Genomic DNA, 24,423 nt, shown 5'->3' with positions numbered 1-24,423 from the left:
TCCCGCAGATTCCGAGGATCATACGCAGATAGGCCTGCCGCCAGTTACCAGCCCGAAAATCAGCGGGAAAAACCGCGAAACCCGCCGCATCATTGCAGCCGGAATGTTTTGGGCTGATTGGCGTTGATGGAAAAGGTAAACCTTCCGTTTTGTACCGGTACCGGGGCCTCATTCACCAGCCGCTCTCCCCGGAGGTTGCAGGGCCAGGCTTTTTTAAACAAGGCATTTACCGGTAAGCGAACCGTGCATGTTCCCGAACGGCCTGCTTCTTCCCAAAACCGGATCAGCGCTTCCTTTCCGTTTTTATTAAAAGAGGTTACCAGGATGCCCTTGCGGTCCAGCTCAAGCCCCTGCTGCTGGTTTGGCAATACACGCTCCGTTTCAAACTTGTAGGCATACGCCAGGTCTGTAGGTGCATAGTATGCGGCACTTAACGGGGTACGGGTTTCTTCGGCGGGCGTAATCAGGCCGGCTTCCGCATCATATTGATCATAGCTCCAGATAAAGAAGGTTGCGGAATGCGAACCCTCGATCCACTCAGTAAAATTGGTGCCCCATACATTGTTATACAGGTTGGAAAGCACCGTGCCCGTACCCGGAATGCGCGTTTTAGAAAAAGTACCGATCCCCGGCCGGTCGATGCTGACACCCGGCGTATGCGGACAATTGAGCCCAACGCCGCCTTTTTTATCATAGAGCGCCATTGCAGTGTTCAGAAAATAAAAATCATGATTGCTCCCCGCTACCAGGTCTGTTTTGGGATCCACGATGCCCCCGGTACGCAACAAGCGGTACTCCGGCTGATCCAGTGCAAAGGGAAATGCCAGCCAGCCGGCTTCGGGATTGGGCAATGGTTTTTTACCATCCAGCCCAATGGTAATTTCGATATAGGGCTGGTCTGCATAAAGGGTGTAGCTTACCAGGTATTGCTGGGCACTGCTGTCGCTGAGCTGGCAAAATGCAGTGGCCCTTGCCATAGTAGCATTGTTCAGCCAACGGATGCGGCTGCATTTGCCGGCAAAGCGTATGTTTTGGGCATTGGGCACCGAGCGCCGGATGAACTCCTGCCCTGCCCATACTTCGTTGCCGGGTTTAATATAAGTTTTGTTATAGGCCGCTACCTGCTCCCGGCCCAGCTGCTCATACACATACTCCCCAAACCGGTAAGCGCTTTTGGCATCTACCAGCTCCCGGCCGGTACGCTTGTCGATCACGGATTGGAGGGTTCCCGTAGCGGGATCGATCTTTATTTTAAAATGCCGGTTCTCCAGCATATTTGCCTGTGTATCTCCGGTAACGGAGGCTGCGGCTTCGGGCAGGGCATCCGTCACCACCAGGGTCTTGTATCCCCCCGCCGGTATTTCGGGCGCATCAAAGGATAGCAGGTTATGGTTTTGATACACGGGGATTATCTTTCCGGTTTCAGGATCCTTTAAAGCGGTAACCGGGGGTACTTCATGCGCTGCATTTTCATAATAGCTCTGGAAGAGGCTTACCCGCCCGGACCTTGCCCAGGGCAGCGAATTGTACACGGTAACGTGCCGGCCTTTATCTTTTACTGAAGCGGTAAGCTCAAACAGCAGGTTACGTTTGAGCGGCCAGATGATCTTTTCCGCTTTGCGGGGGTGCGCCGATTTTTCTTCCCATGATTTTTCGAGGAAGTAATAATTACCGGCGGCTTTGTCCGTCTTAAAATCATCGCCATACTCCCAAAACAGCTGGTGCCCGTGCGACATGGCGCCACCAAAGGTATGCTCATCAAACAGCAGCATATTTTCCGTGGCCTCCGCTACCAGTTTATCAACCGGCCGGTCCATCTTCTTCCAAAGATTCATGTGAGTATTCAATTGCTCGGCCACAAAGGTTTCCCGCTGAAAGGTTTTGTTGGTTTTTACTTCTTCGGGCATCGACATAAAGCCGTGGATCCAGGTATCCGGCATATCTCCTTTTATAACGGGCAGCTCCGGATGCTCTTTTATCAGCAGGTCATAAAAATCGGAGATTCGTCCGATATGCACCCGCGCATTGGGCATTTTTTCTTTTGCCTCCTTTAACAGGGCCGCCACGTCTTTGGGATCCGGCGCGCCGGTGTTCTCATGGGTATGGATCATAGCCAGCCAGGTTTTGTAAGGCCAGTCCTTAGGCGGTAAAATACCGGACCCATAGTATTTGGCCCAATAAAAAGTGAGCAGCCGCGATCCATCGGGCCCCTGCCACCAAAATAAGGTAGGCAGCTCCGGTGAGGCGGAGCCCGAATTACAGCCGATGTGCAATACATCCACACCGGCATTTTTCAACAGCGTGGGGATGACCCGGGAATGCTCCGGCACATCCGTAAACTTGGCATCCCGGGCGGGCTTTAATCCAAACCTCCGGTTGATCTGGTCTGCAAACGACAAGCCCCTGGTAAGGCTTTCCATATCACTGGCCTCTGTTTGAACGGTAAACGGCAACGCATGCGGAATGATCCGTTTGTCTTTAATGGCTTTCTCCAGCCGGGGCTTGTTGGCCGGGCTGCAGTGGTCCAGCATATACTGCAGCGGCCATGCCGGGATGGTCCATACAAACTGCTCCGCCTTTGGCAGCACCGCTGTTTCATCGATTGACCGGAGGGTTTTATCCAGCATGGGGCCTGCGTATTTCTGAAGCACCGATTCGGCCCAATCCGTATAGCCGATATCTACATGCATTTTAAAGGCCACCACGATATCCGTTACGTTACCGGCAGCCGTTCCCTTGCCCGCATCCACCGCGGCGATCTGCGCCTGCACAAACAGGGGCATTAAAAAAAACAAAACCGTTTTAAAAATTCTCATACCAAATTCTTTCATTAAGCTTGCACTATATTTCTTTTGTAGCCTTTTTGTTTGTCCTGATCCCGAAGCCTCTCATACGCGTGCCTATGGCACTCACATCTGCCTTTTCGCTGCTAACATCGCGCTGAAGCACGATGTTCCAACATCTATCCGGGGCTATGCCCCTCAAAGCCTTTAATAGCGCAGATTTACCGGCATGCTTATATCCCCTTAACCTGACGCCAATGCGAAGCCTCCGGACAAGTGGAATGGCGGTTACGATGCCGACAAAGAACTTCAAGAAATCGCTGCTGGCAGGCAAGCATAATTCTAATAAATTTTAAACGCGTATAACATCAGTTCATTACAATGATCTCTTCGGTAACCCGGTAGGCCCCTTCTGTACCATAACCATACCTTACCTTATAGGTTTTGGTAGCCGGATCGTAGGTATTGTTACAGGAAGCAGATCCCGTCCAGGAGGCCGTATAAGGCGCGGGCAACCCCGAAGTAAACATTAAATACGGAACGCCTGCAGCCCCCGGAGCTGCCGTAATGGTTACGCTGTTATCTGCATTAATGGTCATCAACGCTTTGTAGCCGCTGCCGCCCAAATCGGCCAGATCGATGATGATACCATTGGCGTCGCTGGGAGTCACTGTTTTTGTGGCATTCAATGCCCTTGGGCTGGATGGATGGTACAGGTACCCTGTTGTAACGGCCGAATAGGTTGCCTTTGTCAGATCCACCGTACCGGGCGCCACAGAAAACAGGTCATAAGCATTGGCCTCCGGCGCATATAAAGAGCGGTAGGTAATAGCGGTGCCCAACTTATAGCTGGGGAGCTTCGTTACCGGTTGCGAGGGTACCCGGAGCGTTGTTGCCGCCCCGGTTGCATCTGTGTAATTGATTTCTATAAACCGTTCATCGGCTAAAGCAGTACCCCAATTAATGGTAGCCGCCTGGTAAACGCTTAGCTGTACCGAGCTTACCGGCCTGTTGGCCCTTGCTACCGTGCTCAGGTAGTTGTCGCCATACATATTTCCCGACACGTTGCTTACAACCGATTGATCACCCTTGCTGCTGTAGGTATACACTTCAAAGTTATTGGCGCCTTCGTTCAGGTGCTTATCAATGATAATATTTACCGTATCGCCTTCCGTTCTTACCACCGTAGTTTCCAGGGAATCGGCCCTGCTGTTCCAGTAGGTCTTTATTTTTGTTATTAAAGGATCCGGCCCCAGCACTACCCGCAGCCGCAGCCGGTTATTTCCTGTTTGGGCAATAATAGCTGCGGGCTTTCCCGGGTAAGAAATTTCGCCGTCTTTTGTAAATTTTTTATAATCGTCTTCTTTTGTGCAGGAGCTGATACATAATCCAGCAGCAAAAAGAAAAGGATATATCAAATATGTTATCTTTTTCATATTTTCTTTAATTATTCATTCTATTAAATGCAATTACTGTGTATTACCCCACATAGAAATTTCGAAGATCTGCACATAGGTGCCCGCCGACCAGTTGCTAAGGGTCTTAAACCGGATATAACGCACTTTTGGCGCGGTAATCGGCATGGTAATGGTTTCTCCTGCTATGGCGGCCTCATTATCTGCTGTAGATAATTGTCCGTTTGGTAGCCCCGAGGGTTTGATTTGCTCGTGCGTGGTTAACAAAGTCCAGCCGTTAAAACTGCCATCCGGTGCGGGGTCGTTGGAGCCCCATATTTCCACCACTCTCGGGCTGTGCAGGTTATAATAAAATCCCGGCCGCATCCACCAGGCCATCCGGCTTATTTTAGCCGTTACCCCCATATCATAGGTAAACCATTTTGGCATGGTGCCGCCATCACCGGTATGGTAGTACGTGCCGGTCACATTTCCATCAAAAAGACCCGCTATTGATCCGCCGTAGCCTAAACCCGCATCGCCTGGCAACACCAATCCCTTCATCTTGGTCCGGTCCAGCTTTTCCTCAAATATGGGTGTAAGCGTTGCATTCAGCGTATCCGAAATATTACCCCAGCGGTCGCGCACATAGATACCGAAGTTGGTTTCAACCGCTTTCAGGTCTCTTGTAATAAATGTGCCTTCCTTTAAAGTAGTGTAATTGGTATTGATGGCTGTAAGATCGCCCAGCTCGTTGGGCGCTAAAACCACCATGGCCACATCGGCCTCGGTTGCATTTTGAAAACTAACATCGATGCCGCCAAAATTGGCAACCGCCTGCAGGCTGTTACGGATCACCTTATAGGGTGGCGTTAACGGGTTAACGGTAACCGATGCCGGCTGCGATTCATTGCCGCCCTTGTCTACCGCATATAATTTCACCTCGTAGGGATCCGTATCTGCAAAACCCACAACGGTTATCGTATTGTTGTAATAGCTCACTTTGGCCTCTCTTTCCAGGCCCTGTTTTGTTTTGTATACGGCTTTTACATAAAGCACATCTCCATCAGAAGGAAGGTTGTACTTAATGGTAGCCGCACCGCTAAGATTGGTTACACTTAGTCCCGTTACCGGGCCCGGCGCCGTGCCATCATTTACGGTAGGCGCTATATCCGCTTGCTTACAGGCATGTGCTGCTGCCACAATAAGCAACCCGATGCACCATCTGTTTATTAATCGTTTCATGCTACTTATGTTTATAAGTTTTAATAATTGTACTTCGTCTTCGCTCAGTATACTTCGTCTTCGCTCAGTATACTTCGTCTTCGCTCAGTATACTTCGTCTTTGCTCAGTATGCTTCGTCCTTGCTCAGTATGTTTACGGAGCAGGACCTGCTACCAGCCTGTGTTTTGAACTAAATTGGTATTTACCTGCAAATTGGTTTCCTTAATCGGCCAGAAATAATCCCGCGGACTCACAAATGTCTGGTTAAACAACAGGAGCCTGGTATTGTAATCGGCAAAGGTTTTTGTGCCCACATTCCAGCCATATACCGGCGCATTGAGCAGGTTGGCTGCCATCTTCCACCTTTTCAGATCCCAGAAACGGCTGCCTTCAAATGCCATTTCTATTAAACGTTCCTGGTGTATAATATCTCTTAACCCTGCCTGGGTGGAGTACTTTCCGGGATTTGTTGAAAAATTGGTCCAGGCACTTTCTACGGTTGGCACACCGGCCCGGTCCCGGATCCTGTTAAGATAGATTAACGGAGTTTCCAGATCACCGCTCTCGTTTAAGGCCTCTGCATAAAGCAGGTAAAGATCGCCCAGCCGCATTATGGGCCATGCATAATTTTCGGTGGTTGTGCCTCCGTTGGGACCAACAACCAGGTTCCAGTTGATCAGTTTTTTGGTATAATAACCACTGATGGAGTAGTAAAGGGTTTGTTTTCTTCCGGATACCTGTTCTAATTTGCTTTGGATATTGATGGGGGGCTTCTGGTTACTTTGCATATACATTTTTGAACCGTCAAATGCAATGTCTGCATAAAAACGCGGCTCTCTTTCAAAGTGCAGCCCTACGGTTTGATAGCCGTTTTGCATGGCCGAATCCTGGGCGGTAATGGTTTTGAGCACATACCGGTTGGCATAGTCCCAGGTCTTATCTTCGGTAATAGGTACCCCGTTTTTAGTATAAAACAATTCGGCCATCTTGAGGGTGGGCGCCAATTGCCCCCTTAAACCATTGTCAAACTGCGGGGCCGCAAATAAATTCGGGCAGGCCGTCATTTGAAGGTACCTGGTAGATGCGGTGCTTCCGAATATCAATTCCTTATTCCATTTTTCACATACGGCATTCCGGATGCTCATCTCAATTCTTGTAGCACTATCGGCTACCTGCAAACTGCTGGGCGCAAATTTATACAATCCAACCCCTGCTGCTTCTGCCGCATCAATGGCCGCCTTGCAGGCCGCAGCGGCCCGTTGCCATTTTGTTACATCATAAACAGGATTAAACAATGCCTGTCCGTCCTTATTTTTGAGATTGCTAAAATCCGGGTTGCCGTTAAATAACGGGCTGGCCGCGGTTACCAGCAGCCGGGCTTTAATGGCCAGGGCAGCAGGTTTGGTAGCGCGTCCCAGTTCGGTACTTAAGCTGGTGATCTTATCCGGCAGGCCCGTCCCCTCCCCTGCAGCCGCTTCATCCAGCAGGTTGGAGATATAATTGACTACGGAGTCAACCGGCTGGCGGATTACTTTTACGGATGCGGGGCTGGCATCAATTGGTAAATTTTTATCAACAATGGGTATCGGTCCGTACATCCGGAACAGGTACCAATGCAAATAAGCCTTTAGAAATTTTACTTCGGCAATCCAGCGTTCTTTTTCATAGGGCTGCAGATCGATGGGCTTATCAATATTTTCCAAAAAAATATTGCAGTTACGGATACCCAGCCACAGCGATTTGCCACCTCCTGATCCGTCCCAGTAATTCATGGCGGGGTTTACTTTACTCTGAAGCCCCCGTGCAATATTAAACGGCTCTAAAGAAGTATAATCTGCAGCCTGTACCGGCGAATAAACCCAAAACTCGTCCCCGGTGTTCATGCCGGGGTTAAAGTCCGGACTTGCATCATTGGGCAAGCCGCTGTAGCAGGTATACAGGTATTTCTCTGCTTCATTGCGGTTGGCAAAAGCATTATCAAGCGTTGGCACATTGTCTGGCACAATGTCGAGGAACGATTTTTTACAGGACGGCATAACCAGCGTTATGACCAGGGCCGATAAAATAAGATATGTTTTAAAAAATGTTTTCATCTTTTTTCCTGATTAAAATTTAGAATTGGACGTTAACCCCAAAATTATATACCCTTTGAAGCGGGTAACCTAGTCCATTGCCTCCCTGTTCCGGATCCCACATTTTGAAGCTGCTTTTAACAAACAAATTGGTACCGCTGGCATAGACCCTTACAGCATTCAAACCCAGCCGTGTTAACGGTTTTCCCGAAAGATTATAGCCTATTTCCACGCTCTTTAGTCTTAAAAAAGATCCGTTACGCATCCACCAGTTGGAAATTTGTGTATTGTTGGCATTAACGGTGGAGCTGAGGCGCGGCCAGAATGCCAACATATTCCGGTTGTCTTCAGACCAGTAGCTATCGGCAATCCCCTGTAAAAGCCCGTTCTGCTTGCTTCCGTTTAGTGCAAAGGGCGTCATGGCTGCAGGATCGATCCAGAAGGAAGAGCGGGCCGAGCCCTGGAAGAACCCGCTGATGTCAAACTTTTTATACCCGGTAGACAAGCCAAAACCGTATACAATTTCAGGTGATGTGGGCAGCCCCAAAGGAACAATGTCCAATGAGCTGATGATTCCATCCCCATTGATATCCCGGTATTTGATATCGCCCCCTCTTACGGGTTCAAGATCGGCACCAAAAGCCTGGCGCGGCGAGTTTCGCACTTCTTCATCATCCACAAATAAGCGTTCAGCTATATAGCCATAGTTTTGCCCAAGTGAGTTACCAACATGCGAGAGATAGGTCAATGCGCCATAATCCGGTTCTTCATTCACCAGCAATTTACTGGTAGCATAGGTAAATGTACCTCTTCCGGAGATCCACAGGTCTCCAAAGGTTTTATTATAATCGAGGGACAGATCAATACCTTTTGATTCTGCTTCGCCCACATTGGCCTGGATATCAGCCGGAAGTCCCATGGTGGTGGGGATGAAGCTCCTTTTCATTAAAATATTGCTCCGGTGCTGTTTGTACACATCCACAACAAGGTTCAAACTGTTGAGCAGGGTCAGATCCATTCCGATATTGGTGGTTCTTGATTTTTCCCAGGTAATATTTTCATTGGGATACCTTGAGATAGAAACGCCCGGCCGGGAAGTATTAAAATCCGTACCAAAGCCCCCGGTATTGGCACCATTCAAATTCACATTCGCCAGGTAGAAGAAACGATCTGCCGGGTTCCCGATCTGGTCATTACCCACGAGGCCATAAGTAGCCCTGAACTTTAGTTTGGAAACAACAGACCGCAGCGGCTCAAAAAACTGCTCGTTAGACGTGTTCCAGGCCACGCCCACTGATGGAAAGAAACCATAACGGTTATTCTTAGCAAAGCGCTCGGATCCGTTATAGCCAAAGTTGGTTTCAAAAAGATACCGGTTATCATAGCCATAGGTAAACCGGCCGGAAAGCCCCTGGTTCCTGGCCGGGAGCGCGGCCTGCAGATCATCGGCATTTGCGGTTAAATAGTTTCGCAATATGGTAACTAATAGCCCGCCTACCGCATGTTTTTCATTAAAAGTCCGGTTGTAGTTTACAGCCGCCTCCATATAGGTGGTTGTATTCGCTTTCCGGATACCTGGCTGATAATTGAGGTACTCTGTGGGAGGCGGGTTTTGCTGTTCGTTTAACAATACCAGGTTATAATTTTCACCTTTGGAATCTGTTGGAGTGGCTCCATAAAAGAAGGGGTTAAACTTCCTGCTCAGATCAAAATAGGAATACCGCTGCGTATAGCCCATAACCCGGCCCGAAAGTCCGGGGGTTATAAATTTAAAATCCTGTTTTATTTCAATTTGAACATTCAGCGTTGAAGTGTTGTATTGCTGAAAACCGGACACCATATTAGCATAAGGGTTATTATAGAAAACATTGCCGCTGCCTACAAAGGCGTTCCCGAATAAGGGATGCTTTACCAGTGGCAGCGCCGAGGCCGGGTACACTGCAGGGAACAGTACCGGGTTAGAGGACAGCGCCTGGCTAAAGATGCCGGCTCCGCCGCCGATAGGCCCCTGGTAGTCGTCAAAACTACCCGAAGTTCTTACAATGCCCTCCGTGGTGGGTGTTAATTTAACATTTACATTTGAACGGACCTGATAGCTTTTTAATTTGATATTATTATTATACTTGTTAAGCGCATCATTTTTTAATACCCCATTGTCTATGTTAAAAGTACCCGCAATATAGTACCGGGCCACATTACCGCCCCCTGCCAGGTTTACGTTGAACCGTTGGTTTTGCGTATAGTCTTTAATCAAGATCCCCATCCAGTCATTATTGGGGTATAACATGGGGTTCCAGCCTGCGGCCGTACGGTCAATCTTGGTTTGCGAATAGGGCTGCGGGGCCGATTTTGAGCCCGGCGGTGTGCGGGTCAACACCGCTTCGTTGGCAAGCTTCATGTAGGTGATATTATCTGCCAGCTTAAAGTTCTGTGTGTTGGAAGAAACAGAATTTTCCATCCTGAAGTTTACCTTGATCTTGCTTTCGACACCGGATTTGGTGGTTAGTAGTATGACGCCATTGGCGCCCCTGGCCCCATATAGCGATGATGCGGCGGCATCCTTTAACACCGAAAAACCGGCAATATCATCGGGCTGCATTCTTGCCAGATCCGTTGGTGTGGACTCCATACCGTCGATCAGTATCAAAGGGTCAATTTTGCCGGCGCCAAAGGAAGTGATGCCCCTTATAAAAAAAGAAGCATTGTCGGCACCCGGCTCGCCGCTTCGCTGGTAAGAGATCATACCGGCTATACGCCCTGCAAGCATGGTAGTGAGGTTGCTGGTGGGCCCTTTAATTTCTTTGGGGTTCACCGTTGTTATAGAGCTCACCATACTTTCCTTTTTCTGCTGTCCGTAGGCTACCACCACTACTTCATCCATCTTTTGTTTTTCCAGGTCTTCTTCCAAAACAACATCCAGGGTACGGGCGTTCCCGATCGCTATTGTTTTTGACCGGTATCCAACGGCAGACACTATTAAAGAATCGCTTTCGGAAACCACTTCGATCATAAAGGCGCCTTTGTCATCCGTGAAAACACCACCAGATCTGTCTTTGACCGATACAGAGGCCCTGGCAACAGGCTCGTTACGGGTATTGGTAACAAGGCCTTTTAGTACCCAGGAAAATGCTGCCGGAGCCGCCTGACTTTGAAATACAATAATAAAAAAACCAGCCGTGAGCAAGCCGGCAACAAGCGATCGCCTGAAAAACGGGCAGTATCCCCTGCCACCCAGGCACCAAGAAATAAATCTCATAATTTTACAAGAATTAACGTGAGGTAATAGCACATTCTGAATTATTTATGCATTAACGGGAACACCGGAACCATTCCCGCTTCTTCCATTTAGCCGGTTTCTTTATACATTTAATTAATTTTTGGTTTAATCTATCAAACGAATGGAGCAACGTTGTTTTCTATCAATTCTGTGGTTCCAAAACTACCGGGGAGCCGGATCTGTTTCAGAATACCTGTGGTTTTAGCGTCCGGTGTGGCCGGGATCATTTGTACAAACAAAGCAACAAAGTTCCACCACCCCGGGGAGTAACTGCAGGCCTTTCTAACGCCTGCACCAATTTTACTATCAAAAATTTAAATACTTCTAACAAACAAATACCATTGCGTACGCGACAACTGCCGGTACGGGCATGATCATGTGATACGTTCACAACCCGAACCAACCACAATTAGGAGGTGCAACGTACCACCCACCTTCGTTTCAGCAAATACATACCGGTTAAAGCGGATCGGGGTTATTAAAGTGAAAACCGTATTTCCAACTTTTCGTTCCCATTTATTCCCCGTTCCCATTCATGGCCAATCAATCATTTTTGCAATCATTATAACCGGCGTTCAATAATTAAAGCTACATACATGTATGTACAAAGTATTCCACTTTTTTCTTAAAAAACTAAATTATTTTAAGATTTATACGCCGGGATTCTATGTTAATTTGAAAATTTGAAAATGTGGTTGTGACCGGTCCTGTCCTGTGGGCAATTCGCAGCGTTTTCAGGCGTTGCAGATAAACGGGAATACCAGGTCTGATTCGGGGAACCCGGGAAAATTCCATAATCCGGCTGGTTCTGAGGGATACAGAAAGGATACAGAAAGGATACAGAAAGGATACAGAAAGGATACAGAAGCGATACAGAAAGGATACAGAAAACAGGTCCAATGCGGTCAGAAGAGATCAGAAGAGGTCAGAAGGGATCAGAAGGGATCAGAAGAATAAACTTGTGTTTAAATAACCCAATTTTGTGTATGAAAAAATTCATTACCTGTTGTTTGACATGGTACCCCCGGCCAACGAAAAAACAACAGCCACATTGTAAAGCAATACGCTATGGTTATCGATGAACAAAAATTGTGCAAACCAAGCTTTGCGAAATCCGGTCCCTATTTGACCGGATCCGCAAAGCCAGGCCCGCTGATCTTATCCGGTCAAAACCGGGCATTAGCCCTGCGCGGGCCCATCAGGATTTTTTGGGATTTACTTTTAATTTTCCGTTTTTTACTACCCCTTCATAGTTTTTTCCGCCGGGACCGGCCAGCCGGAACTGCACATCCCATTCTGCCGGCCAGGCGGGCAGCAGGGTTACTTTATCATCTTCATATTGCAGCAGCATGCGCTGCAGCGCCGTTACCGCTACGGAACCATGGCACTGATCAGGAGTCCAGTCATAATTGGGTCCCCAGAATGCCGGAAACCGCATTTCCTTATTCCATCTTGAAAAGCTTTCCACCACCATGGCCTTTGCCTCCCGGGTGAGCCCCAGGTAGGCAGCCTGTATAGAATTTTGCTGCCAGCCTCCGTTCTCTTTGTGCGTCCGCGCGTTAAAGGTCCGGATGGCCAGATCAAGCCCGGGTTTGCCAACGGCATAAGCCCGGTAGGGGAAAACCGCATAGAGCTCGGGGTTTTCGATATTGGCTTTATTGCTGTAGGCCTGTGCCGGGGCCAGCAGGGTATCGGTTCCTTTTAAACGCAACGGTACCGCCGGCAGCGCCTGGATAAGCGCCGTCCATTCCTCTTTTTGTTTGCCAGTCAGGTTGGGCAATTTCAATAGTTTTTCCGTCACTACGCGGATGCCCACAATCTCCGGCAGGGGATTCACCGCTGTATGAAAGGTTTCCAGCGACATGGCCGGGTCAAACAGGATTTTTCCATCCGGCCCTTTTTTCCAGTGCTGTGCATAAAACTTCAGGATCTGTGATGCAAAGGGCAACAGGGTGTCTTTTGCAAAACTGCTGCTATTGGTAAACCGGTAATAGTCTGCCATCATCAGCGCCAACTCCAGGCCGCTCTGCCAGTAATAACGGATATAGGGATTTTTAACGAAGCCGTCCGGCAGGCTGTCTCTTTTGCAACCATAGTCCCCATCGGCATAGGTACCCCAGAAGTTCATGGTTTCCGGAAAGAACGCGCCTTCATGGCCATAGTACTTCCTGGTAGCCGCCATGCGCAGGGGCAGCGCATTCATATACATTTTAAACAGGGGTGCAAAAAGATCAAAGTCGCCCGACTCCAGCATGCTCCAGTAGGGCAGGCGGGTGTTTTGCCACCAGTAGCACCCGCCCCATAAGCGAAAATCGGCATCCAGATCTTTTTGCGGACCGCCGGTTTCATAGGTATCTACGGTAAAGATGCTGCCGTTAAACTTGATGGGCGATCCGCCCCGCCCGCCGCAGGCATTTATAAAGCGTTGTAAGATGTATCCGCGCGAAACGATAAAAGCCTGCTCCCGCTGCACACTGTCTTTTGCCGTAATATAGATATAGGAACGGTTCCAGAAATTTTTCCACCACTGGCGGTGCGCAAGCGCTCTTTTTTGAACCGGAACGGCTTCAATAACAGCCGCCTGCTGCCTTAGCTGCCGCACCCAGGCATCCACCGGGCCCTGCCGGCCTGCGGGGTAAACGGCAATCGAAAACTGCCGGGCAGCACCGGTGCTTACCAGCGTGGTATCATCCTGGTTCTTTAAACCGGCGCCCCTGATGAGCACCCCAAAATTGGCATGCAGCAAGGGATCCGGCCGGTAGTTATCAAAATCATAAAGCGCCTGCACCTGTAAATTTCCTTTCCAGATGGAATAGGGATTGCGGTGATAGGAGATAATGCTTTTTTGATCATTGGCCAGCACCACATCCGGCTCCTGGCTGATATCGACCTGGCAATCCTTCGACACCTGCCGTACACCCATACCCCAAACGGAGCCTGCTTCTGCCCCCGTGATCGGGCGCGATTCCTTTCGCCAGTTTTCATAAGTTACTTTTACAGCAACAGGGATACTGCTTTTTATTTCCGTTTGAATAACCGGGTTATGGGCATCGATCCAGAACTTTACCTTTGCAGATCCGTAATCAATAGCAACGGCCCCTTCCTCCAGTTTCAGTTCCTGTAAAAATCCGCTTCCCTTAAAGGGGTTAGGTGTCATAGATACCCGCACCCGGCCCAGTTTTAGCAGCCGCCCAATCTCACTCCAGGCATCCGTTTTTGAAATATAAAAAACAAGATCGCCATTGGCTTCCACCCATACATTGGCGCCAATATCGCCATTACCGACGGGCATGGACCCCTTGGAGTTAATGCCGGGAGTGGTCCATCGGAGGTTATAATTGCTTACACTGCTCTGCTGCGCAGCAGAAGGCTTTAGCAGGATCAAAGACAAGAAAACAAAAAGTACCGTTTTGCTGACCATATCAAATACAGTTTTGACTGAGATTGTTGCCCATTATTAAAGTTTTAGTTTTTGCCGTCCGTTGCCGGTAATCTCAAAAGGACCCGGAGCAGGGCTGGAAGCTTTTCGTTTTTTGCCCCAGAAATCAGTATCGATCTTTAGGGGGCTGCCATCGGTATTTTCAAACGGAAGATCGGGAACCAGGGCTTTGTTTAAGCTGCCGGTAGTAACCCATGTTCTTTTTTGCTGCTGCCATTGTTTTTTTAAGGTTATTTCCAGGTACCGGTTGGGCCCTTCGCCTGTTAAGGTCACCGCTGCATCAAAGGTGGTATCCATTACGGCGTTCCCTTCTGTTGCCGGCTGCGCGTTGTATTTTTTCATGGCTTCTTTTCCCTGGGCCGTCATTTCGCCCAGTCGCTTACTGCCCTGTACCGCACGTGCAGGTACCGATCCTTTGGTGTATACGTTACCTTCAAATACCACGGGAAGCAGGGCCTTGCTGTACTGACTGGCGTTTGCGCCGTTTACAAAAAGGTTGTTTACAAACTGTACATCGCCACCAGGGTTATCATGCAGGGCTTTTACAAAAGTGGAATGTGGCAAATGATAAGGGGTCAACCGGCTGTCGTAAGACACTACATCCATACCACCGCTGAAAAGATTATGCACGAAGGCAGCGCCGCTGGAATTCATTAAAAGACTTTTCTTCGACAGCATTATATTATTGCTAACCAACATGGGGCCATGATCCACTTCCAGGAAGAGGTCGATACCATTATCGTAGAACAGGTTATTTTTCACCTGTGCTCCCTGTGCCATCCAATCGAGCCAAACGCCCATATTGGTGCGGTAAATGCGGTTATCGCGGATCTGCACATCCACTGCTCCGTGAAATTTGATGCCCGCCATTTCGGCGCCGGTAAACAATCTTTTAACATGAATATCATGAATATCATTGTGTTCAATAATGCTGAAGGCGCAGCCCATGGAACCCACAATACCGGTTTGCTCGCAGTAAGCCACTTCATTGTTCCGCACAATATGACCGCCAATGGTTCCCTTGTTCCAGCCAAAGGCCAGGGCCCGGTTGATGGTGCCTACATAGCCTTCGGCTGATTCGGTTTGATTGTTATCGTGCCCATCGCCATATTTTCCCAGGGCAATGCCTACGCACTTTGAGTACTGTACTTTATTGTTTTCAATGATCCAGCCCCTGCTCCAGTGGGTGCCAATGAGCCCCTGCTGCTCCGCTGTTGGGGGCGCCCAGTTGGTGGCGGCCTGCTCCAGGGTAAAACCGCTAACGGTAATATAATTGATGAAGGGCTTATCCGGGTAAAAGACCATGGGCCGCACATTGATCTCCACCATTTTTTTATTGGGATCTGCATTTTTAAACTGTGCCCGGATGGTGGTGGTTGTACTATCTACCTCCGCCCACCACAGCGGGTCCTTTCCGCCGGCGGGCTGCATTACTTCATCGGCTTTTGCGGCTTCCATCAGCCATTGCCCTTCCAGGTACACGGCGCCCCGGTGGTATTTACGCCCCCTGGGTGTGGGAGTAAACCAGTCGCCGCTGATCTGGTCTTTATAAGGATTGAAGCTTCCAAAAAAGCTATTGGGCAGCCGCAGTTCCCAGGTATCGTTCTGCAGCTGCTTCCAGTTTTTGACCACTTCCGATCCCTTAATGGTCACCTGCTCCCCTTTTGCTGCCCGGTATACGATCCGCTCCTGGTCTGAGTTTCCGCCGCGGGGCGGGGTAATCTGCTCGCGGTATATACCGGCGTGCACGGTAATAATATCCCCGGGCAGGGCCTTACCCGCAGCCGCCATAATGGTTTTGAAGGGCTGTGCCGCGCTGCCGCTGTTGGCATCATTGCCCTTTTGCGCTACATGAAATTCCCTGCCTGTATGCCGGTATACCTGGGCCGGGGCCAACAATGAACTCATCGAAAAAACTAAAAGAAATAATTGCTTCATTTCGTATTGATTTTAATGAAATGCCTGGTTTTATTTTAGGATTGTCCGGACCGCCGCTGCCATTTGCAGATACCAGTCCTTTTTACTTCATACCGGATGAATTTGTGCATCAACTTTCACGCAAAGACGCCATGGAGCAAGGACGCAAAGATTCATATCGCACATTTTACCCGAAACAACGTATAGTGCATGCGCAACGATGCTGCCAGGGATCCGCTGGCCGCCTTTTGCAATCATTATGCCGGTATTTACGGCATTAAAACTACGCGCTCTCCTGTGCAAGGGCTTCCACTTTATTTGGCAAAAACTAAACTATCTTAAGCCCGCACCCTACTGCCGGTTTTTATCATTTTCTATGGTTTCAAATACCGAAGTCGTTTGAACTTTAGAAAGTAGTGGTATTCCCCGCAGATTTACGCCAATTTTTTGCGCAGTCCGAACCTTCGGGATCGCAGAAAATCAATATGAATACCTGCTTAAAAGCAGCGCCCTGCTGCAGCCTTCAAAAACCATTAAGAAGTTAAGATTCATTAAGAACTGCGGCTACTAAACTATTCTTAATGCCTTAATGGTTTTTAATCTTTCTATTTTTAAAAATGAGTTCAACATAAGCTATGGCAGCTTTTCCAGCAAAATACAGGCGCCGCCCCCCGGGGCCAGTTTTACGGCAATACTTTGCCTGCGGGATACAATGGCCGTTGTAGTGGTATAGCTTTCCTTATTCGTTCTGAAACCGGCTTCTGCCCCATCCCGGATGATGGTTGCCCGGTAGCGGCCCTTATCGAGCACCGACAGCGGTATTGAAAGCGTACGCGCTTCTTCATTGGTGGCGGCTCCAATCAGCCATTTGCCTTCAGCGGATTTGCGGGCCATCACCACGTACTTACCAATTTCACCATCTATCGTTTTGCTCTCCCTCCAGGGCATCTGTTGCGCACTTATAAACTTTAACAGTTCCGGATGCTTTAAATAATTTTCCGGTATATCGGGGATGATGGTAGCTCCCGAAAAAACGATCAGCGTGCGTGCCACTTCGCCCGTAATAGTGGCCGGCACCGGCGTCGGGTTGTCTACCCTGCCCTTTTGCTCCATATCCACCACCCCGTTATCCATATCCAGGGGGCCGGCTAACATATTTACAAATACCGCCGTTACAAAAGTGGAGGGTTGAAACACCCGGTGCGCATCCAGCTGGGAATGGCAATATTCCCGGGTAACCGCGTTGGGCCAGGTGCGCATTTGCCCATACGGATGTACGGGGCCATCGTGAAAATCGACCATCAGTTTATTTTCGGCACAAAGCCTGGTGATCAGCTGCGTGCGTTGATTCTTTTGCTCCGGGTTTCCTTTCATAAACCCATATTTTACCCCAGCGGCTCCCCAGCTTCCGTACTGCCGGATGGTTTGTTCCAGCGGATAGGTTAACCCTCCCACATCATTTAAATAGAGCCAGATCCCCACCCCTTTTTGTGTTGCATAACGGATCAATTCATGCACCTGAGCCACCTTACCGCCTTTGAGCGGGTCGGATCCTTTTTCAAATTCGGGGCCATACCAATCTGCATCCAGCATCAGTGTTTTGATCTTTTGACCCGCTGCAAAATCCACCATCCGTTTCCAGGAAGGTAAGGACATGGCGTATTTAAACCCATTTGCCACGGCTCCGTTGATGCGCCAGTCCCAAACGGCTACCCCGGGCTTTACCCAGGAAAAATCCATGTTTTGCGGAGGAGGCGGATTCAATAATTCGATCAGGTGCGCATCTACCATGGCGCCGGGTGTGCGCCCGTACAATACCACGCGCCATGCTTTTGCTCTTTTGGAGGGCACGGTAAACAAGCGGGTGCCCCGGGTAGTGCGCAACACCAGCGGCTCTCCCGATTCCAGCGCGGCTTCATGCACCGCCATATAATCTGTGGGGCCGGCCTGGATCGTCATTACCGGCAGACGGGTGCCGTTCGCAGCCTCCAGCTCCTCCGGGCCAATATTGGCATTTTCTCCATTATAATACCAGGCCGTATAGTTTCCCGAAAAATGAAACTGCGTCCGCTCCGTTTCCGCATTGCAGCCTTCATACCTGAAAGCGAACCCTTCGTTATACACCCGCACCCGGATCTTATATAAGGCAACATCAATCAGGCCTTCATTATAGACATCGGGCACCAGCGCCCTTTTGCCCCAAACGGGCTTCCACTCCTGCTTGACAGCATGTACCGAAGCACCCTGCCATTTCAGATCACCGTTCACATCGGGGCCCATCACAGAAGGATCAATGAGCTGCATCCCCGTTGCCTTAAAACTATACACGATCTGCCGCTCATTTGTTTCACGAATGGTTACCGATAATTTATGATCGGGGGATACTACTGTGAGTGTGTGTACGGCCGATTGTGCCGCCATGGTACTTAGGAGCAATATACAACAGCATAGCAGGCTCTTTTTCAGGAAGATTTTTTTTGTCATAATTGTTCAGTTTTCAAAGCCTGTTTTCGGTCAGTGAGGACACTGACCGGGGCGGGGCAAAGAGTGATTAGTGAATAGGCAATCAATACCGTTTCCTTAAACATCCCTGTTCCTCTATTGCCATTTCCAAACTGCAGATAGGGAAATTACAAGAAGTATAGCGCTTCTTAAAATAATTTGCGTTGATAAGAAAGAGCCGTTTTTTTAGTTCTCTTCCTACTTTTTCCCATCGATGAAAAAGTAGGCAAAAAATCTTGTCTGCAAAGAAGGCAAATCCCGCCTGGCATTCTTTGCTGGTAGTTGCCTTTCCAGCGTCCGGCGGGACCGAAAAAATGTACGTTACAGGCTTTGGCGCTTCCGCCCCCGCGCTACCTGATTACTGAAGTCCTCAATGGGCGTCACTGCCGCCATTTCACTTCATTTTTTCTTTTGCTGCCTTGCAGACGGCCTCCTAAGCAATATCACCGTTTAAAAGGAAAAAAATCATTCCAAAAATAGTTCTTTCCTGTTACGGCTTCGTTTCAAGGCTTAAGGAAACGACATTGAGTAGCCAGTAGGCAATTGAAAACTTGAAAATGCCAATGTGCATCGAGCATAGAACCGGTACTAACGTTAAACGTCAAACTTCAAACGTCAAACCTGAAACCTGCGTTCAGCGTTCAGCGTCTACTTTGATCTTCAACACCTCCGGCCGCAGGTAGGGCGCATTGGCTTCTGTTACCCCCTTCCAGGCATAGGGATCATCGCCCGCCACCATTACTATGTCCCTCAGGTCTTCCGTGGGCGGCAGTTTACCATCCTGATCCCAGGGCAGCATGGATGCTGCGTTCATATAATGATTGACCAGCGCGGTGCGAAAACAATCATTGGTTTTATTGGCCAGCGAGCTGTGCAGGGTATAACCATTAAAGAACACCACCGAACCGGCTTTTACTTCAACCGGTATGGCCTGCGCCTGCAGCCCCTGCAGATCTACGGTGTCCACATCCGCATATTCATTGCCGGAGTAAGCCACCCGCCGCATGATATGACCGGGCCGGCCGGGTATGATCCATAAGCAACCATTTTCGATTGTGGCATCATCAATGGCAATCCAGGCGCCGGTAAGGGAGCAGTCCCTTGTAGGAATATAATATTCATCCTGATGCCAGCTTTGCCCCTTTTTACCGGGCGCTTTTACAAAAAGCATCGATTGCATACATTTTACATTGGGGCTGATGATACCCGCTAATATATTTACAATCTGCGGGTGACTCAGAAACCGGAAGATAGCCGGGGATATCTTATGTGGAAAATGGATGGCCACATATTTTCGTAATACTTCGCTGTCCGGCTCGCCCGGGGTCACCGGCATTAACCCCTCCACCATTCCCCTTTCTCCGCGGAAGATGGCTGCCGTTTCTGCTTTGAGCGCATCAATTTCGGCCAGGCTGATCAGCTCCGGCGCTACCAGGTAACCATATTGATTATAAAACTCAATGTGCTGCTGTTGCAGCTTTCCTTCTTTTACTAATGCATCTGTATTCATAAAGCTTTTATTTTAACAACCGCTATAATGATAATAAAACATTAAAAATAAAGGCTCCTGTTTAAAAGCGCTTCCACTTTTTTTACAAAAAACTAAACTATTTTCATTACAAACAATAAAAACTATTCATATATTGCATAATATAATTGACCATTAATTGATCCTTTATGAGACCATTGATCCAAAAGTTGCCTCTTAACGAAAGCACGAGCTTTATAGCCAAAAGATTTCGTACACCGGAGTTTGAAGTGGGCTGGCACCAGCATATTGAGTATGAACTAATCCTTTTTACAGAGGGCTCGGGTTTAAGTTTTATTGGCAACCATGTAGGGCAATTTGAAACAGGCGATATTTATTTTCTGGGGAGCAATGTACCTCATACGTTCCAGAAGCGCGACCCCGACCTGGTTACCAGCGCTGTTGTTGTACAATTTCGTGAAGACTTCTGGGGCCCCGGCCTGATGCAAATTCCGGAAGCCCGAAAGATCCGGCAATTACTGGAAACGAGTACGCAGGGATTAAAACTACAGGGAGCGCTCCAAAACAATATGCAGCTCCGGATAAAAGAACTGGAAAAGGCCACCGGGTTTAAACGGATCATCGCACTTTGCCAATGCCTTGAGTTAATGGCTTCCAATCCGGAATGGACAACTGTAAACACACAGGAAACCAGGATCAACGAAGATGCGCGCATCAGTGAAATATTTCAATTTACCATCAACAATTTCAAAGACCCCATTACCCTGTCGGATGTGGCAGAAATCGCTTGTATGAGCGTACCACATTTTTGCAGCTTCTTTAAACGATGTACCCAAAAGACCTATGTGGATTTTTTAAATACCGTAAGAACGGGCTATGCCTGCACCCTCTTAACAGAAACACAAAAACAGGTTCTTGACATTTGCTTTGAAAGCGGCTACAATACCATCGCCAATTTTCACAAACAATTTTTAAAGATCCAGAAATTAACACCGCTTCAATATCGAAAGGCTTTTGCCCCGGATGTGATCCGCAGGGGAAGCAATATCGGGATCGAGGGGGTGTAATGTGGAAATGTGAAAATGTGAAAATGTGGAAATGAGAATGCAACATCAAGCATAAAAACGGATCCCGTGCATGGAACCTGAAACATGGAACTTGAAACTGGCCGGTGAGTAGTCACGGAGGAGGCTCCAACATCAAACGTTAAACTTTCAACTTCAAACCTTACCGGAGATGACAATTCAAAAAAACACAACCTTCATCTTATGTCTGCTTACCCTGCTGTTGCCTGCAGATTTTCTATCGGCGCAAAACAGATCAAAGACTGCGCCGGTTACCGAAAACAGCTTACCCGCCTTTATGGATGGCAAAGTACAGCGGTTTTACCGGCACCGTGCCGATGGGAAGGCAGGCAGAGAAGTCATGTTATATTTTAAAGGAAGTAAGTTTTCCGGGAAAGGTATTATTGAAGTAGCCTGTGCCGGTAAAAAAGAACGGATCTCCCTGCAAAGCAGTAGCGGCATTGATAGTTTTGCCGTTCTGCTGCCTCCCAATGTGGGTGTAACCGCCGGTTGCGAAGCAACATTTGTCCTTAGCAGCGGTACTAAAAAGATCCGCTATTCCATATCAATCCCTGCGCTCCGTCAGTGGACCGTTTTTATATACCCGCACTCGCATGTTGACATCGGCTATACCAATACACAGGCCAATGTTGAGGTTATTCATAAACGAAATCTTATCAATGGCATTGAACTGGCAAAGAAAACAGCCGGCTATCCCAAAGGAGCCCGGTATACCTGGAACCCAGAAGTATTATGGCCGGTTGAGCGCTACTTAAGAACGGCGGCTCCACATCAAAAACAGTATATCATTGATGCCGTAAAAAAGGGATACCTGAACCTGGACGCCAGCTATGTAAACACAAATACCAGTGCAGCAGCAGATGAAGAATTGTTTGAATTTCTGGCTCATAGCCGGGAACTTAAAAAACTGACAGGCACAAAAATAGAGACCTTTGTGCAGGTGGATGTTCCGGGAATGGCATGGGGAATGGTGCCGGTAGCGGCAGCAAATGGCATCAAATACATTTTTGCCATGAACAACGGATCCGACCGGGTAGGCCATTCCACCCAATTAAGCTTTAAGCCTTTTTGGTGGAAGAGTGAAGACGGCCAATCAAAGGTTCTTTTTCTTCAGCCGGGAAGTTACACCCCTGGCGCCCATGCAAAAGGGTTTGAATACTGGCCCAAAATGGCCGGCCAGACAGACACTTCAAAACTGCTGCAGATCGTAAAAACGGATCACCCGCGCCAGCACTTTGTTGACCGATATCTTGCTGAAAAATTACCAGAGCTGGAAAAAAGCGATTATTATCCCTACAACATCTTTGCCATGTCCTGGGCAATGGCCGACAACACGCCTATTGACGCGGACCTGCCCGATGCGGTCAAAAGCTGGAATGAAGACTACGCATTCCCGCACCTTGTCATTTCCGGTGCAACGGAGATCATGCGTACATTTGAACAAAAATACGGGGACCAGCTGCCGGTGCTGACCGGTGATTTTACCGAGTACTGGACGGACGGTTTGGGAACGGCAGCCAAACAAACCAGTATGAACCGTACCAGCAAGGAGCGCCTGATCCAGGATCAAACACTATGGACCATGCTGCGCCCCGGGGAGCCGGCACCCCGTGCCCGGATAAAAGAAGCATGGCGGAATGTAAGTATGGGAACGGAGCATACCTGGTGCTATATGGATCCGTCAAAACAACCCATCACCAACGATATCTTACAGGTAAAATTTGGATACTTTCAACAGGCCCAGGATCAAAGCAAAGCCTTAATGAATGCAGCATTAGCTGCCGTTGCCAAAAAGAAAAGCCCGCTGATTGGTGTTTTCAATACCCTTTCCTGGGAACGGAGCGGTCTGGTGCAGATATCCAAAGAACAGAGTGACCTGTATAACAGTGTTCAGGACGACAAGGGTACCGACCTGGTATCGCAACGCCTTTCAACAGGTGAACTCGTTTTTTCAGCAGGCGACATCCCCGCTTTCGGATCAAGGAACTACGCTTTAAAAAATAAAAAGGAAGTGCCCGTTACAGGGGCTCTCGCAAAAGATAATGTCCTGGACAACGGGATCCTGAAAGTTGTGATTGACCGCCAGACAGGCGATATATCGGGTTTGTTATATGGAGGAAACGAGTTTGTGGATGCAAAGGCGCCGGGGAAACTCAATAGCTACCGGTACCTGCGCGGGGGCGACAGTCCGGAGAAAGCGACCGGCCCTTCAAATGTAAAAATCACCATCAAAGAAAACGGGCCTTTGCTGGCCACGGTCCTGGTAAGATCGGATGCTGAAGGTTGTAATGAATTGACACGTGAAATTACCATCATGGCGGGGAACCCGTTTATTGAGATCAAAAATATCGTTGACAAGCAGGCCATCACCCGTAAAGAAGGCATTCATTTCGGGTTTGCATTTAATATCAGCAAGCCGGTTATCAGGGCCGATATTGCCTGGGGTGTAATGGAAGTGGACAGCAACCAGTTATCCGGAGCCAACCGCAACTGGATCACTTTCCAAAGATGGCTGGATGTATCCGGTGCAGCAAATGGAGTAACCTGGTGCTCATTGGATGCGCCTGTTTTTGAAGTGGGCACGATGACCGCAAACATCATTGGAGGTGCCACCAATTCACCCAAATGGATCGCGAAAATTGATCCCGCCGCTACCATCTATTCCTGGGCCTTAAATAATCACTGGCATACCAATTACCCCTTAAGCCAGGAAGGAAAAATAACATTCCGGTATCGCGTTCTGCCGCACAACACGGCTTTCGATGCGGGGTTGGCTAACCGCTTCGGCCTTGAGCAGGCGCAGCCGTTAATTGCAACTCCGGTAAAAAGCGGGGAGCCCTGTAGACCCCTCTTATCGATTGACGGCAGCAGGAAAGTGGTGGTATCCATACTGGAAACCAACGAAAGCGGCAATAAGGTCCTTGTAAGGCTTCGATCCGTATCGGACAAAAATGAAACGGTAAAGCTGAACTGGCTAACCCGTAAACCATTATCAGTAACGATCAGTGGCCAGGGTAATGATCCCCGCGAAAAAAAGACGGGTCAGGAAATAAAGGTGCCCGCAATGGGATTTATAACGCTTGACGCAGGCTTTTCCCGGTAGTGAGCAGAGGTCGCTGTCAGATTCAACGTTTAGCCTTTAGCTGGTCCGGGGCATTAAGTATAAAAACGGAACTAAGCAGGTTTAATGTGATAACGTGCAAATCTGATAATGTGGAAATGTGATAATGTGGAAATGAA

The 24,423-nt window shown here is 48.7% G+C and carries 11 protein-coding genes; 2 read left to right on the top strand and 9 right to left on the bottom strand.

Annotated elements, in window-relative coordinates; all coding sequences use genetic code 11:
- Nucleotides 1-89: 89 nt before the first annotated feature.
- From GGU45_RS14435 to GGU45_RS14395, 9 genes are all read right to left on the bottom strand, one after another.
- Complete coding sequence (locus tag GGU45_RS14435; RefSeq protein WP_435225856.1) at nucleotides 90-2,816, bottom strand: glycoside hydrolase family 38 N-terminal domain-containing protein; 2,727 nt, start codon at nucleotides 2,814-2,816, stop codon at nucleotides 90-92.
- Between the two features lie 335 nt (nucleotides 2,817-3,151).
- Nucleotides 3,152-4,219 (bottom strand): DUF4998 domain-containing protein, encoded by a 1,068-nt coding sequence (locus GGU45_RS14430; RefSeq protein ID WP_435225855.1) that lies wholly within the window; start codon nucleotides 4,217-4,219, stop codon nucleotides 3,152-3,154.
- A gap of 33 nt (nucleotides 4,220-4,252) precedes the next feature.
- Nucleotides 4,253-5,422, bottom strand: a complete 1,170-nt coding sequence (locus tag GGU45_RS14425) for a DUF5000 domain-containing lipoprotein (protein ID WP_435225854.1) — start codon at nucleotides 5,420-5,422, stop codon at nucleotides 4,253-4,255.
- Between the two features lie 150 nt (nucleotides 5,423-5,572).
- Nucleotides 5,573-7,495 (bottom strand): RagB/SusD family nutrient uptake outer membrane protein, encoded by a 1,923-nt coding sequence (locus tag GGU45_RS14420; RefSeq protein WP_435225852.1) that lies wholly within the window; start codon nucleotides 7,493-7,495, stop codon nucleotides 5,573-5,575.
- 19 nt (nucleotides 7,496-7,514) lie between these two features.
- Nucleotides 7,515-10,730: a SusC/RagA family TonB-linked outer membrane protein gene (locus GGU45_RS14415; RefSeq protein ID WP_435225850.1), complete on the bottom strand. Its 3,216-nt coding sequence runs from the start codon at nucleotides 10,728-10,730 to the stop codon at nucleotides 7,515-7,517.
- Between the two features lie 1,219 nt (nucleotides 10,731-11,949).
- Entirely contained in the window at nucleotides 11,950-14,172 is a 2,223-nt protein-coding gene (locus GGU45_RS14410; RefSeq protein ID WP_435225849.1) for a DUF5703 domain-containing protein, read from the bottom strand.
- Between the two features lie 36 nt (nucleotides 14,173-14,208).
- Nucleotides 14,209-16,128, bottom strand: coding sequence for a right-handed parallel beta-helix repeat-containing protein (locus GGU45_RS14405; protein WP_435225847.1), 1,920 nt, complete (start codon nucleotides 16,126-16,128; stop codon nucleotides 14,209-14,211).
- 612 nt (nucleotides 16,129-16,740) lie between these two features.
- Nucleotides 16,741-18,591, bottom strand: coding sequence for a glycoside hydrolase family 97 protein (locus tag GGU45_RS14400; RefSeq protein WP_435225845.1), 1,851 nt, complete (start codon nucleotides 18,589-18,591; stop codon nucleotides 16,741-16,743).
- A gap of 652 nt (nucleotides 18,592-19,243) precedes the next feature.
- On the bottom strand, nucleotides 19,244-20,119 hold the full coding sequence (locus tag GGU45_RS14395; protein ID WP_435225844.1) for a phytanoyl-CoA dioxygenase family protein: 876 nt from the start codon (nucleotides 20,117-20,119) through the stop codon (nucleotides 19,244-19,246).
- A gap of 167 nt (nucleotides 20,120-20,286) precedes the next feature.
- On the opposite strand from GGU45_RS14395, the gene GGU45_RS14390 reads away from it, so the two are divergent.
- Nucleotides 20,287-21,165: an AraC family transcriptional regulator gene (locus GGU45_RS14390; RefSeq protein WP_435225842.1), complete on the top strand. Its 879-nt coding sequence runs from the start codon at nucleotides 20,287-20,289 to the stop codon at nucleotides 21,163-21,165.
- A gap of 169 nt (nucleotides 21,166-21,334) precedes the next feature.
- Entirely contained in the window at nucleotides 21,335-24,286 is a 2,952-nt protein-coding gene (locus tag GGU45_RS14385; RefSeq protein ID WP_435225840.1) for a glycoside hydrolase family 38 N-terminal domain-containing protein, read from the top strand.
- The last annotated feature ends 137 nt before the right edge of the window (nucleotides 24,287-24,423 follow it).

The organism is Niabella hirudinis (assembly GCF_051201075.1).
Lineage (GTDB): Bacteria > Bacteroidota > Bacteroidia > Chitinophagales > Chitinophagaceae > Niabella > Niabella hirudinis.
This window is presented reverse-complemented; position numbering and strand designations above follow the sequence as displayed.